The organism is Mesonia aestuariivivens (assembly GCF_019311235.1).
GTDB lineage: Bacteria > Bacteroidota > Bacteroidia > Flavobacteriales > Flavobacteriaceae > Mesonia > Mesonia aestuariivivens.
The window spans coordinates 330,080-343,275 of sequence record NZ_JAHWDF010000001.1; the positions used below are offsets into that span (position 1 = coordinate 330,080).

Sequence of the window (13,196 nt, forward strand, 5' to 3'; positions counted from 1 at the left end):
GCTGTTGAATACTTCTTCAAACTCATTAAGTCAATTAGCGCTCCAGAGGTTTAAAAAAAACTTCTGGGGCGTTTTCAGTTTCTGGTTTGTGTTACTTTTCTTTTTCTTGGCGTTGGGCGCTTATCTTATTGCTCCTGATGATTCAGAAAATGCGAATCAAATGCATTTGCCTATACACTCTAAGTCTCCCGGCTTTACAGTAACTATGTTAGAAATTCCTTCGGCAGTTCGTACAAATGAAAAATCTTGGTGGTCTCAACTTTTCTTCGGAAAAAAAATGGTGAATAATGAAATTCCTATCAATTCATACGCTTTTGAAAAAGATCAACTAAAAGTTACTACTTATCATGAGGGAGCAATAGAAGGATTAGAAAAAAATTATAATATAGCTGAAACTTTTCCAGAAGAAAATTCAACAAAAAAAATTGAAGCAAAATATATTCAGCAAAAAACCTTTTTATTAGGTACCGATAAATACGGAAGAGATTTATTAAGCAGAATGCTAGTGGGTATTCGTATATCATTATCTATTGGCTTTGTAGCCGTATTTATTTCTTTAGTGATTGGTATGAGTTTAGGTGCAATTGCTGGTTATTTTGGCGGAAAAACAGATGCCGCTATTATGTGGCTTATTAATATTACTTGGTCTATACCTACACTATTATTGGTGATCGCTATAACTTTAGCTTTAGGTAAAGGTTTTTGGCAGGTGTTTATTGCAGTAGGGTTAACCATGTGGGTAGAAGTAGCTAGGGTAGTACGCGGACAAGTAATGGGGGTGAAAAAAATGCAATATGTTACCGCAGCTAGAGCCTTAGGTTTTGGTCATACTAGAATAATCATCAAACATATTATACCAAATGTGTTAGCGCCCTTAATCGTTATTTCTGCAGCAAATTTTGCAGCAGCAATTTTAATAGAAAGCGGCTTAAGTTTTTTAGGTATTGGAGCGCAACCTCCTATGCCAAGTTGGGGCTCTATGATTAAAGATCATTATAGTTATATTATTTTAGGAAAACCCTATTTAGCGATTATTCCAGGGGTGGCAATTATGGGCTTGGTGATGGCATTTATGTTAATTGGTAATGCCTTAAGAGATGCTTTAGATGTGAAAACATAAATTGATAAACAATACAATTAAAAAAATATACCATGGCAACAATTTTTACAAAAATTATTAGTGGAGAGATACCGAGTTACAAAGTAGCAGAAACAGAAGATTTCTTCGCTTTTTTAGATATTAATCCTAATGCAAAAGGTCATACTTTGTGCGTTCCAAAAAAAGAAGTGAATAAAATCTTTGATTTAGATGAAGAAACTTACTTGGGTTTAATGAAGTTTTCAAGAAAAGTAGCTTTAGCTTTAAGAAAAACAATAGATTGTAAGCGTGTAGGAATGTCTGTAATTGGTTTAGAAGTGCCTCACGTTCATGTACATCTTATCCCTTTAAATGAGATGAAAGATGCTACGTTTGGTTCTAAAACAAAACTTAATGAAGAAGAGTTTAAAGCAATAGCAGAAGAAGTAGCCGCAAATTTTTAAGCTATTTTTTTAAGTTTAATTTCAAAAGTAGTGCCTTTGCCTAATTCGCTTTTTAAAACTTTAATCTTACCATCGTGATATTCTTCTATAATTCGTTTAGCTAAAGACAAGCCTAGTCCCCAGCCACGTTTTTTAGAAGTATATCCCGGTTTAAATATTTTTTTAAATTTTATTTTTGGAATTCCTTTGCCGGTGTCGGTAATCAGAATATGAACCCATTTGGCGTCTTGTGTAATTTCAACATCAATATCTCCTTTTCCTTTTAAAGCATCGATAGCATTTTTTACAATGTTTTCTATGGTCCAGCTAAAAAGTTGCTTATTTAAACTTACTTGAATATTTTCTTTGGGCAATTTTAAATTGAAATGAATAAGCTTAGAGCTTCTGGCTTTTAGGTACTCGTAAGAATCTCTAGTTTCTTCTACAATATCTGTGGGTTCAAGATTTGGAAGAGAGCCAATTTTAGAGAAACGATCGGTAATGATTTGCAACCTTACAATATCTTTTTCCATTTCTTCAATGTAAGATGGATCTACATTTTCTTGTTTTAAAATTTCTGTCCACCCTACTAGAGAAGATAAAGGAGTGCCTATTTGGTGAGCCGTTTCTTTTGCCATTCCTGCCCAGAGTAAGCTTTGGTCATGAGATTTGGCCGTAGAATAGAAATAATAAAGCATCGCTAAATAAAGCAATACAATAACAACAATGCCTATAGGGAAATACTTAAGTTTATTAATTAAGCTTGAATTGCCGTAATACAGGGTTCCAAAAACTTCATTTTCATAAACAATTTCAATAGGTTGGTAATCGAGGGCAAACGCTGTGACGAGTTCTTGTAATTTATCATGGTCATTGGCTAATTCTCTAGCGATATTTCTAGTTTCATAAAGATCTTCTTTTCGGTGATATATAATCATGGGAGTAGAAGTGTTTTTAGACATCACTTCTAGTTCTATCGGGATATCTTCGTTGAGGTCACTATTAAGAACTTCAGAATAAGCCTTTACCCATATTTCCATCTTTTCACGTTCTTCTTTTTTTAAACGATTAAAAAATATAGAAACATTCCACAAAAAAATGCTTACAATAGCAATAGAAGAAATGGTGATAAACCATCGAGTAAAGCGGTGTTCGTCAGAAAATATCATAAATTAAAGGGACTAAGAATTTTAAATATAATGGTTTTTCTATTTAATTATTGTTTTATTACAGTTTTAAATTCCTCTTAGTAATAGTTACCTTTGTAAAAATTAAAAACTCATGTTATCAATCAGTCCTAAAGATATTGCCACCCAAAAACTTTATGGTTTAATGGTGAGTAGTGTTGGTCCCAGACCAATTGCATTTGCAAGCACTGTAAATGCTAAAGGCAAGCCTAATTTAGCGCCCTTTAGTTTTTTTAATATGATGAGTGCCAACCCGCCGGTTTTGGTGTTTTCTCCCGTATTGAAAATTAGTGATCAGTCGAGCAAGCATACGCTACAAAATGTTGAAGATAACAAAGAAGTTGTGATCAATGTGGTTAATTATAATATCGTGCAGCAAATGTCATTAGCTAGTACCGCTTATGCTGAAGGTGTAAATGAGTTTGAAAAAGTAGGATTGACCATGCAAGATTCTGAAACGGTTACTCCTTATAGAGTAAAAGAATCTCCGGTACAGTTTGAGTGCAAAGTAACCCAAATTATAAAGTTAGGAGAAGAAGGTGGAGCCGGAAATTTGGTGTGTTGTGAAATTTTAAAAATGCACATTGCAGATGAAGTATTAGATGATGATCAAAAAATAGATCAATTTAAACTCGATCAGGTAGCTAGAATGGGTGGGAGCTATTATTCTAGAGCCAATCAAGGTTTGTTTGAAATTCCTAAACCTGTATCTTCTATGGGTATGGGTGTAGATGCTTTGCCACAAGAAATAAGAACCAGTAAAATCTTAACCGGTAACGATCTAGGAAAATTAGCAACCATACAAACCACTCCTTCTGCAAACGAAGTGAAAGCATTTTTAGTTGAAAATAAATTAAATGAATATGTTACGGAAAGTTCTTTAGAGAAAATTCATGCCATCGCAAAAGAATACCTCAAAAAAGAAGAAGTACTTAACGCTTGGAAAATATTATTAGCAAAAAGTAAGAATTAAAATAAACTATGGAAGTACAAGGAAGAATTAAAAAAATTGACGAGACTAAAACATTTGGGAATAATGGTTTTAGAAAGCGTGAGGTTGTGGTGACCACAGAAGAGCAATACCCGCAGCATATTTTAGTAGAGTTTATTCAAGATAAATGTGATTTGCTAAATAACTTTAATACCGGCCAACAAGTTAAAATAGGGATTAACTTACGCGGAAGAGAATGGGTAAACCCTCAAGGAGAAACGAAGTACTTTAACTCTATTCAAGGGTGGAGAATTGAAACTTTACAACCAGCAGCTCCACAAGGAGGAGGAAATACGCCACCACCAGCAGATCATTTTGAACCTGCACAAGATTTTAACGAAGAAGATCACGACGATTTACCATTCTAAAGAATAAATTTTAGGGAATAATTAGAAAAACCGACCTTAAGGTCGGTTTTTCGTCTAGTGGTGTTAAATTAACCTTTTGAGGCAAATTCAAAAAAGCAATGATGAACAAAGTTCTATCCCAAAAGGTTAATTCAAATATCGACGAAATTTTTATAAATAACAATTAGATTGCTGTTTTAATTGTTGTTAAATCATTATTTATCAGTTAGATGCATATTTTAGGAGACGAAAATATTTTTCCTTCAGTAGAAAATACAGATATTGAAGGTCTACTAGCAGTTGGCGGAGATTTATCACCATCCCGATTATTGCTGGCCTACCAGTCGGGTATTTTTCCTTGGTATGAAAAAGGACAGCCTATTTTATGGTGGAGTCCAGATCCGCGAATGGTTTTGTATCCAGAGCAGCTTAAAGTCTCTAAAAGTATGCGTCAATTGATTAAAAAAGGAACTTTTTCGGTTACTTATAATCAGTGTTTTGAAAAAGTAATTAGAAATTGTGCGGTGATTAAACGAGATGGTCAATTAGGGACTTGGATTACTGAAGAAATGATAACTGCTTACATGCAACTTCATCAGCAAAAAATTGCAACTTCTGTTGAGGTTTGGCAAGATGAAGAACTGGTAGGAGGTTTATATGGTATCTATCTTAGAGATAAACATATATTTTGTGGTGAAAGTATGTTCGCAAAAGTGAGCAATGCTTCTAAATATGGATTTATATCTTTAGTAAAACAATTAGCGCAAGAAGGCGTGAAATTAATAGATTGTCAGGTTTACACGCCGCATTTAGAAAGTTTAGGAGCTTATGAAATTGATCGTGAATTATTTATAGATCACTTACATGGTAATTTTTAGACTACTAATTAGAAAAAGTTGTGTATAAGGGTTCTGGGTAAAATTTCGATAGCGATATTCAAGACCAAAATTTAGCTCAGTATTTTTATAAATACGACATTTTAAATAGTTGCTATACCTCACTCCAAAATTTGGCGTTTCTATTTTTCCCATTTCCCAAACTCCTTCTAAGCTTGTTACTAAATCTAATTGATTACTACTGGCTTCTTTAGGTGCTAAAGGAACCTGAAAAGAAAAGCGATACCGTGTACGGTAAGTTGTATAGTTTCTAAACCTTTGAGCTAGACGTATGCGATGAGCTATAGAAAAATGTTCATATTTTTTGCTGTAGCTATATTGTTCATTAATGCGGGTCTCATTATGCTTTTGTGTGAAAATTTCAATAAAACGATACTTAATTCCTGCAGTAAATTTTCCGTGAACGCCAATTCTTCTACTTGTAGTATGATTTAATTCTAAAAACTGACCTTGAAATTTTGTTTCTTTTTTAAAATTACTACTATTTTCTAGATCAGTATATACAATATTACGTTGTGCAATCCCAAAAGTATATGACCAAGGACTTTCATTTTTTAGCGTTAATGAAATTGCAGGATTAATGTAGCCAATAAAATTTTCTTGAGCCGAAAGCTTTCCAAACAGTAGAATTAGAAAGAAAAATAAATATCTAAATTTTTTAGAAAATAAGATAATCATAAGTGTTGCTTGTCCCTTCTCTTTATCGAACGACCAGAAATGACCTACAAAATCAATGGGTGATATTCATTTTAAAGATAAGCTAGATAACATTTTTTAAGTACATAGAAGAAACTTAAGAAGTGTTGTTTCTACAATTCTAGTAAAATGAACAGTTGATTTCTGGTTTTCTAGAGCGTACAATACTAAGTAATCTAACTAAAATAAACACTTAAAAAAATAATTATTTAGTAACAATTAATTAACCTATAATTTCTTGATGACGAAAACAGGAAACTTCATGATCGTTAACCATTCCTGTAGCTTGCATGTATGCATAAACTACCGTAGAGCCTACAAATTTAAAACCACGCTTTTTTAGATCTTTACTTAAACGATCACTGATAGTGGTGGTGGTGGGTGCCTTTTTATAATCTTTAACCTGATTCTGAATAGGCTGATGATCTACAAAACTCCAAATGTAGTTGCTGAAACTTCCAAACTCTTGCTTAATTTCTATAAAATGCTGAGCATTGGTTACCGTAGATCTCACTTTAAGCTTGTTTCTTATAATCCCAGCGTTTTGGAGTAATTGCTGAATTTTCTTTTCAGAATAATGAGCTATTTTTTGATAATTAAAATCATCAAAAGCTTTTCTAAAGTTTTCACGTTTTCGTAAAATAGTAATCCAACTTAAACCTGCTTGGAACGTCTCTAAGACTAAAAATTCAAAAATGATTTGATCATCATAAACAGGAACGCCCCATTCTTGATCGTGATAAGCTTCATAAAGCGCATCACCTTCACACCAACCGCATCTTTTTTTAGTCATTTTCTTAGATTTATTAGCAAAAGTAATTTAAAAATTACGAGCGCTGCCTTAGCTTTGTAGTAAAATTATACCAAATGGAAACCTCTGTACAAAATCAGTTCATAGAAGAAAGTTTACAACAAGCTTATAGCTATGAGCAATACTTAAAACTTGTTGAAGAATTGTTAGCTGAAGGCAAATCTACCTCGTTTCAAAAAGAGGATGGCTTAGCTGAATATTCTAAACTTAATTTACGTCGCATGAAACGCTGGGATAAAACTCTAAAGATTTCTCCTGAAGCAGAAGCGCAACTAAAAGCTTATCATGAAAAACTAATCTGGGTAGTTATTGCTGAAAGTTGGTGTGGAGATGCAGCACATAGTTTACCAGTAATAAATCAATTGGCAGCATTAAATCCCAATATAGAGATGAAAGTAGTGTTACGAGATCAAAACGAAGCCTTAATGAATGAGTTTCTAACTAACGGCGGAAAATCGATTCCGAAATTGGTGATGTATAAACCATCCACAAAAGAAGTAATTGCAGATTGGGGCCCACGACCACAAATCGCTACTAAAATGGTAGAGGCTTATAAAGCAGAACACGGTTCATTAGACACGGAATTTAAAGAGCAATTACAAGTTTGGTATAATAAAGATAAAGGGCAGGCTATCGCTAAAGAAATTTCTAACTTATTAATTTAAAATATAATCATGAACTATTTTCTTTGCTTATATTTAGTTATAAAATAGAACAATAGTGCAGGAAATAGCAATTGCGCTTCACGGCGGAGCAGGTACATTAATTAATGGTGAAATGACACCTGAAAAAGAGAAAGAATATAAAAATGTACTTTCTCTTGCCTTAAAGAAAGGTTATAAAGTATTAGAAAAAAAGGGTAACGCCACCGATGCTGTACAAACTGCAGTTATAGTCATGGAAAATTCAGACTTATTTAACGCAGGAAAAGGAAGCGTTTTTACAGCAGACGGAACCCACGAAATGGAAGCGGCAATTATGGATGGTAAAACCAGACAATCTGGAGCAGTCGCTTTGGTTACTGGAGTTAAAAATCCAATATTGTTAGCGCGAGCTGTGATGGATAAAAGTCAGCACGTGTTTTTAGCCGGAGAAGGAGCTATCAACTTTGCTGAAGAGTTAAAATTAGATTTTGCCAAACCAGAGTATTTTTATAATGAATTACGCTATCAACAATGGCAAAAAATTAAAGATTCAGAAAAATTTCAGTTAGATCATTCAGCAATCAAAAATTCTAAGATGGGTACTGTTGGTTGCGTAGCATTAGATAGTAGCGGTAACTTAGCTGCGGCTACTTCTACAGGAGGAATGACAAATAAAAAAGTTGGTCGCTTGGGAGATAGCGGTATTGCAGGTGCTGGTAATTATGCAAATAATAAAACCTGTGCGGTAAGTTGCACAGGTAGCGGTGAATATTTTATTCGTGGGGTAGTAGCTTACGATGTTTCTTGCCTTATCGAAATGAAAGGCCTAAGCTTAGAGGAGGCTACGCAAGAAGTTATACAAAAGAGAATTTTAGAAATTGGAGGTGATGGAGGTTTAGTCGCGATTGATACCCAAGCAAATATCTCTATGCAATTTAATACCGAAGGGATGTACAGAGCTTGTAAAACATCTAAAGGTGTCGAGCATATCGCTATCTATCAAGATTAAGAAGGTTTGGAATCTGTAGAGCTAGAGAAAATCTTTACTCTTTTTTTATCTAAATTAAAATGGCATCCGCTAGCTAAAACGTGGGTTTTCAAATCGACAATGGTCATTTGCTCTCCCACTTTTATATCATTTTGGTTACTATATTTCAATTCGCTGGCATCAAAAAGAATAATCATTCCAGAACCAATTACTTCAAAAGTTTTACATTTTTTAACCACCAATCCAGTATTTTCAGCTAACCCCACTCCTATATATTCCGGAAATCTAGATACCGCTTCTGCTAAACGGCCAAATCTACCACGGCGTATAAAATGAGAATCTATGGTTAAGTTGGGGATAAAACCAAGTCCTTGCCCCATAGACACAGAACCTTTATTAAACAGTTCTTTGCCTCCACCGCCGGTAATCATCTCTTGTGACATACACATAGCGCCAGCACTGGTTCCTGCAATGACAAACTTCTCATTCTTGTAACGTTCTAAGAGTATTTGATGAATTTTTGTACCTCCAATTTTATGAGTGATTTTAGATTGATCTCCGCCAGAGAACAAAACACAGTCAGCTTGTTCAATTAAATGAATGTTCTTTTTATCTTCAGCATCTTCACGATTTCTAATATCTGCAATCGATATGTTGCTGCAATTTAATTTTTTAAAAGCTTCTAAATAATTTTGTGCCACTTCCTCCGGGATTCTACTAGCAGTAGGTACGACTACGATATGAGATTCGGTACCTCCTGTTTCTTGTACAACTCTGGCAAGAATACTTTCTTCAATAAACTCTAAATGGTCTTGCTCGCTGGTTTCAATACCCATTCCTTTATCTTCATTGCCGCCTATTATAATTAAAATTCCTTTTTCACTCATCACATGTTATTTGTTTGCTAAATTAAATCAATTGGAGATGAGAAGAGCTACTTTTAGATAAAAGAAATATTTACCTATACCAGCTCATGAAAATTAGAGAAATAAACGCGTTAAGAGGTCCAAATTATTGGTCAATTAAAAGAGAAAAGTTGATTGTCATGATACTGGATCTTGAAGACCTAGAGGAGAGACCTTCTGATAAAATAGAAGGCTTTTACGATCGTCTTCAGCATTTATTACCTAGCTTATATATACATCATTGCTCCGAGGGTCACGAAGGCGGATTTTTAGAAAGAGTGAAAGATGGTACTTGGATGGGGCATGTTATCGAGCATATCGCTTTGGAAATTCAAACTTTAGCGGGCATGGATACTGGTTTTGGTAGAACGCGTGATTATGGAGAAAAAGGGGTTTATCATGTAGTATTTTCTTATGTCGAAGAAAGCGTGGGCAGGTATGCTGCAGAAGCTGCTGTGAAAATTTGTGAAGCAATTATAGATGCTAAACCGTATGACTTAGAAGCAGATGTACAACGAATGCGAGAATTGCGTGATCGCGATCGTTTAGGTCCAAGTACAGGTTCTATTATTGCTGAAGTAGAAAAAAGGGGTATTCCTTGGATTAGATTAAACGAAAATTCTCTTTGCCAGCTGGGTTACGGTAATAAACAAAAAAGGATACAAGCAACAGTTACGAGTGAAACAAGTTGTATTGGAGTAGAAATAGCAGGTGATAAAGAAGAAACTAAATATTTATTAGAACAAGCAGAGGTTAGAACTCCAAGGGGAGAAATTATTTCAACCAAAGCAGAACTTAAAGAAGCCTGTGAGCAAATTGGCTTTCCCTTAGTTATTAAACCAATAGACGGAAATCATGGACGTGGGATAACGGTCGATATAAATAATTTAAAGCAAGCGCAAAAAGCATTTATTGCTGCTCAAAAAGTATCGAATACTGTCATTGTTGAAAAACAAATCTTTGGTCACGATTATCGACTGCTGGTGATTAATAATGAATTTGTTGCTGCAGCCAAACGTACTCCAGCTCATGTGATAGGTGACGGGATTTCTACGATTGAACAACTTATCAATCAATTAAACGCAGACCCTAGAAGAGGTTACGGTCATGAGAATGTATTAACGATGGTCACGATAAATGAATTAACAAAAACTATTATTGCGGCTAAAGGTTATGAACTAACAGCTGTATTAGAAAAAGATGAAACACTTGTTTTAAAAGATACAGCTAATTTAAGCACCGGAGGAACTGCCGAAGATGTTACCGATATTGTACATCCAGAAAATGTAACGATGGCAGAACGCATTTCAAGAATAATAGACTTGGATATTTGCGGAATAGATGTCATGACACAAGATATTAGTAAACCCTTAGATCATACAGAAGGAGCCGTTTTAGAGGTCAATGCCGGGCCAGGTTTTAGAATGCACTTGGCGCCCACCTTAGGAAAACCAAGAAATGTAGCAGCTATGGTGGTAGATAAATTGTTTCCACAAAAAGATGATACAGGAAGAATTCCAATTATAGCCATAACAGGAACTAATGGTAAAACCACAACTACAAGACTACTTGCGCATATGGCGAAAATGAGAGGTTGTCGAGTAGGTTATACCACAAGTGACGGTATCTATATTCATAATCATTTAATTAAAAAGGGAGATTGTACAGGACCTCAAAGTGCGGAGTTTGTACTTAGAGATCCAACCATTAATATTGCTGTTTTAGAATGTGCTAGAGGAGGTTTGCTTCGTTCTGGCTTAGGGTTTTCGAAGTGCGATATAGGTATTGTAACTAACGTAAGCGAAGATCATTTGGGCTTAAAGGGTATTCGTACCATAGAACAATTGGCAAGAGCAAAATCTGTTATAGTAGAATCGGTCATGCCTAACGGTTGTTCTATTCTTAATGCCGATGATGATCAGGTTTATGAAATGAGAGCCAATATAGTTAGTCATCTCGCTTTATTCTCTTTAGAGGAAAACAATCCTAGAATAAAGGAATTACAAGAAAATGGCGGAGTGACAGCTGTCTATGAAAATGGATATGTGACTCTATTTAGGGGTACAAAACGTATGCGAATTATGAAAGCAGAAAATATTCCGTTAACGCACGGTGGGAAAGCCATTTTTATGATTCAAAATATATTGCCAGCAATTATAGCAGCAGATGCTCAAAACATAAGTATTCAAGATATGAAAGCAGCTTTACAAACTTTTATTCCCTCTTCTTCACAAACACCAGGAAGATTAAATCTATATAATTTTAGAGAGTTTCAAGTATTGTTAGATTATGCTCACAACCGCGCAGGCTTAAAAGCGTTAAAGAAATTTACAGATGCTTTGAGTGTATCTAAAAAAGTAGGAATAATAGCTGGAATAGGCGATCGCCGGGAAGAGGATAATATTGAAATTGGAAAAATTGCAGCTCAAATGTTTGATGAGGTCATCATCAGAAGCGATAAAGATTTAAGAGGTCAAAAAGAAGACGATTTAATGAAGATGGTTGAAAGGGGCATATGCTCTGTAAGCCCTAACCATCCTCAAATAGTTATTCCAGATGAAGGAGAAGCGCTTGCCTACGCTGTAAGAAATGCAAAGAAAGATTCCTTAGTAGTACTATCTTGTGACGATATCGAAGAAGCAACCAAACTTATTAAAAAACTCCAAAAAGAAGATAGAGCAGCGCTAGTTTAATTTTTTTTAAAATAAAAAAACATAACCATTATATATGTATATTGCTTAGGTATAACTTAATAACGGTTTCATGAAAACATCATTATTTATCGTATCGTTTTTTATAGGTATTGCTGGGTTTGCTCAGCAAGAGCAAGACTCTCTGTCAGTTAAAAAACATGAATTAAAATTTAACTTAGCAATGGCAATTGCAGGAATCCCAGAATTAACTTACGAATACTTTATAGAAGATAATACTAGTGTTGGTCTTTCTGTAGGGGTAGGTTTGGATTCTCCTGAAGATTTAGATTTGCGACTTTTAGTTACTCCATACTACAGAATATTTTTTGGTAAAAAGCAAAACGCTGGTTTTTTTATAGAAGCGAATGCCGCTGTAGCAACTTATCATGATAAATACACTTACTACAATTATTATTATGATGAATCTGGAGACTATGTCAGAACACAGGTTGAAGCAATAGATGAGAAAACCACTAATTTTGGTTTAGGAGCCGCTATTGGGTTTAAGTTATTAACGCGTAATAATTATGTAGGAGAGATTTTTACTGGAGCTGGTAGATTGTTTGGCGATAGTAATGACTATGAAGTTTATCCTAGATTAGGCATAAGTTTAGGGAAACGTTTTTAATAGTTTAAGTAAGTTTTTCTGGTTTTGGTAAGGTTTCGATAAACTCGTCAATGGTGTAAGCATTTTCAACCTTAAAATCTCCAATTTTGGTTCTTCGTAAAACAGATAAATGAGCACCACTTTCTACTGCTCTTCCAAAATCGTGGGCCAAACTTCTAATGTAAGTTCCTTTGCTGCAAGAAACTCTAAAATCAACTTTAGGAAGGTCAATTTTTGTTAATTCGAATGAAGAAATAGTTACAGTTCTAGCGTTAATTTTTACTTCTTCTCCTTTTCGAGCATATTCATATAAGCGTTTGCCATCTTTTTTTAAAGCTGAAAATATGGGAGGTAATTGTTCTATAGCTCCAGTAAATTGTGTTGTTGCTTGCACAAGTTTTTCTTCGGAAAGATGATCGGTAGCAAAAGTAGCGTCGATCTCTGTTTCTAAGTCATAGGAAGGTGTAGTTGCGCCTAGCGTAAACGTGCCTGTGTACTCTTTTTCTTGGCCTTGAAATTCTTCAATTCTTTTGGTGAATTTCCCTGTGCAAATCACTAATAAGCCTGTCGCTAGAGGATCTAATGTTCCTGCATGTCCTACTTTTATTTTTTTGATACCACAGTTTTTTCTAATAAGCCAACGCACTTTATTCACCACCTGAAAGGAAGTCCATTCTAGGGGTTTGTCGAATAATAAAATTTGTCCGTTTTTAAAATCTTCTGCAGTAAAAGAGGTCATAGCTTTTTAATTTCGTGCCAAAGATGAACTTTTCGCTGCTATTTACAAAATGAATTCTTTGTGTTGACTTTAGAATATTTATAATGCAAGTAGCCTAAAAAGATAATTTAAAACAAAGTCAATTGGTTTTGAATAATAGTTGTGTTGGATATAGCCCTAGAAGTTTTACTT

At 34.6% G+C, this 13,196-nt stretch carries 14 protein-coding genes; 9 read left to right on the forward strand and 5 right to left on the reverse strand.

Translation table 11 applies throughout. The features are described 5' to 3' along the window. Positions 1-4: 4 nt before the first annotated feature. The gene (locus KW502_RS01360; RefSeq protein WP_219038728.1) at positions 5-1,120 is read left to right on the forward strand and encodes an ABC transporter permease; all 1,116 of its coding nucleotides are present in this window, start codon (positions 5-7) and stop codon (positions 1,118-1,120) included. A gap of 32 nt (positions 1,121-1,152) precedes the next feature. Next, positions 1,153-1,542 (forward strand): HIT family protein, encoded by a 390-nt coding sequence (locus tag KW502_RS01365; protein ID WP_219038729.1) that lies wholly within the window; start codon positions 1,153-1,155, stop codon positions 1,540-1,542. On the opposite strand, the gene KW502_RS01370 is transcribed toward KW502_RS01365, so the two are convergent. Next, positions 1,539-2,690, reverse strand: a complete 1,152-nt coding sequence (locus KW502_RS01370; RefSeq protein WP_219038730.1) for a sensor histidine kinase — start codon at positions 2,688-2,690, stop codon at positions 1,539-1,541. The genes KW502_RS01365 and KW502_RS01370 overlap by 4 nt on opposite strands. Before the next feature lie 112 nt (positions 2,691-2,802). Between KW502_RS01370 and KW502_RS01375 the strand changes: the two genes are divergently transcribed. From KW502_RS01375 to aat, 3 genes are all read left to right on the forward strand, one after another. Next, on the forward strand, positions 2,803-3,681 hold the full coding sequence (locus KW502_RS01375) for a flavin reductase family protein (protein ID WP_219038731.1): 879 nt from the start codon (positions 2,803-2,805) through the stop codon (positions 3,679-3,681). An 8-nt stretch (positions 3,682-3,689) separates the two neighbouring features. Beyond that, complete coding sequence (locus tag KW502_RS01380) at positions 3,690-4,067, forward strand: DUF3127 domain-containing protein (protein WP_219038732.1); 378 nt, start codon at positions 3,690-3,692, stop codon at positions 4,065-4,067. A 209-nt stretch (positions 4,068-4,276) separates the two neighbouring features. Next, the gene (aat, locus tag KW502_RS01385) at positions 4,277-4,924 is read left to right on the forward strand and encodes a leucyl/phenylalanyl-tRNA--protein transferase (RefSeq protein WP_219038733.1); all 648 of its coding nucleotides are present in this window, start codon (positions 4,277-4,279) and stop codon (positions 4,922-4,924) included. Here the strand turns inward: aat and KW502_RS01390 are convergent. Together KW502_RS01390 and KW502_RS01395 are read right to left on the reverse strand one after the other, a co-directional pair. After that, a complete protein-coding gene (locus tag KW502_RS01390) occupies positions 4,907-5,620 on the reverse strand; it encodes a DUF2490 domain-containing protein (RefSeq protein ID WP_219038734.1) in 714 nt (237 codons plus the stop codon). The genes aat and KW502_RS01390 overlap by 18 nt on opposite strands. Positions 5,621-5,861: 241 nt before the next feature. Beyond that, entirely contained in the window at positions 5,862-6,431 is a 570-nt protein-coding gene (locus KW502_RS01395) for a DNA-3-methyladenine glycosylase I (protein WP_219038735.1), read from the reverse strand. A gap of 74 nt (positions 6,432-6,505) precedes the next feature. Between KW502_RS01395 and KW502_RS01400 the strand changes: the two genes are divergently transcribed. Together KW502_RS01400 and KW502_RS01405 are read left to right on the forward strand one after the other, a co-directional pair. Further along, a complete protein-coding gene (locus tag KW502_RS01400; RefSeq protein WP_219038736.1) occupies positions 6,506-7,114 on the forward strand; it encodes a thioredoxin family protein in 609 nt (202 codons plus the stop codon). Between the two features lie 55 nt (positions 7,115-7,169). Beyond that, positions 7,170-8,102, forward strand: a complete 933-nt coding sequence (locus KW502_RS01405) for an isoaspartyl peptidase/L-asparaginase family protein (RefSeq protein WP_219038737.1) — start codon at positions 7,170-7,172, stop codon at positions 8,100-8,102. On the opposite strand, the gene KW502_RS01410 is transcribed toward KW502_RS01405, so the two are convergent. Next, positions 8,099-8,968, reverse strand: coding sequence for a cyanophycinase (locus tag KW502_RS01410; protein ID WP_219038738.1), 870 nt, complete (start codon positions 8,966-8,968; stop codon positions 8,099-8,101). The genes KW502_RS01405 and KW502_RS01410 overlap by 4 nt on opposite strands. Positions 8,969-9,054: 86 nt before the next feature. Here KW502_RS01410 and cphA point away from each other — a divergent pair, with 86 nt between their 5' ends. Together cphA and KW502_RS01420 are read left to right on the forward strand one after the other, a co-directional pair. Next, positions 9,055-11,679, forward strand: a complete 2,625-nt coding sequence (gene cphA, locus KW502_RS01415) for a cyanophycin synthetase (RefSeq protein WP_219038739.1) — start codon at positions 9,055-9,057, stop codon at positions 11,677-11,679. 70 nt (positions 11,680-11,749) lie between these two features. Next, positions 11,750-12,307, forward strand: coding sequence for a hypothetical protein (locus KW502_RS01420; RefSeq protein ID WP_219038740.1), 558 nt, complete (start codon positions 11,750-11,752; stop codon positions 12,305-12,307). Between the two features lie 4 nt (positions 12,308-12,311). Here the strand turns inward: KW502_RS01420 and truB are convergent, their stop codons facing one another. After that, positions 12,312-13,025, reverse strand: a complete 714-nt coding sequence (truB, locus tag KW502_RS01425; RefSeq protein WP_219038741.1) for a tRNA pseudouridine(55) synthase TruB — start codon at positions 13,023-13,025, stop codon at positions 12,312-12,314. Positions 13,026-13,196: the final 171 nt, after the last annotated feature.

What these genes read in the sequence shown, in the direction of transcription:
- KW502_RS01400 (WP_219038736.1), top strand. Translation starts at nt 6,506, where the DNA reads ATGGAAACCTCTGTACAAAATCAGTTCATAGAAGAAAGTTTACAACAA.
- KW502_RS01420 (WP_219038740.1), top strand. Translation starts at nt 11,750, where the DNA reads ATGAAAACATCATTATTTATCGTATCGTTTTTTATAGGTATTGCTGGG.
- KW502_RS01375 (WP_219038731.1), top strand. Translation starts at nt 2,803, where the DNA reads ATGTTATCAATCAGTCCTAAAGATATTGCCACCCAAAAACTTTATGGT.
- truB (WP_219038741.1), bottom strand. Translation starts at nt 13,025, where the DNA reads ATGACCTCTTTTACTGCAGAAGATTTTAAAAACGGACAAATTTTATTA.
- aat (WP_219038733.1), top strand. Translation starts at nt 4,277, where the DNA reads ATGCATATTTTAGGAGACGAAAATATTTTTCCTTCAGTAGAAAATACA.
- KW502_RS01410 (WP_219038738.1), bottom strand. Translation starts at nt 8,968, where the DNA reads ATGAGTGAAAAAGGAATTTTAATTATAATAGGCGGCAATGAAGATAAA.
- KW502_RS01395 (WP_219038735.1), bottom strand. Translation starts at nt 6,431, where the DNA reads ATGACTAAAAAAAGATGCGGTTGGTGTGAAGGTGATGCGCTTTATGAA.
- KW502_RS01370 (WP_219038730.1), bottom strand. Translation starts at nt 2,690, where the DNA reads ATGATATTTTCTGACGAACACCGCTTTACTCGATGGTTTATCACCATT.
- KW502_RS01390 (WP_219038734.1), bottom strand. Translation starts at nt 5,620, where the DNA reads ATGATTATCTTATTTTCTAAAAAATTTAGATATTTATTTTTCTTTCTA.
- cphA (WP_219038739.1), top strand. Translation starts at nt 9,055, where the DNA reads ATGAAAATTAGAGAAATAAACGCGTTAAGAGGTCCAAATTATTGGTCA.
- KW502_RS01365 (WP_219038729.1), top strand. Translation starts at nt 1,153, where the DNA reads ATGGCAACAATTTTTACAAAAATTATTAGTGGAGAGATACCGAGTTAC.
- KW502_RS01380 (WP_219038732.1), top strand. Translation starts at nt 3,690, where the DNA reads ATGGAAGTACAAGGAAGAATTAAAAAAATTGACGAGACTAAAACATTT.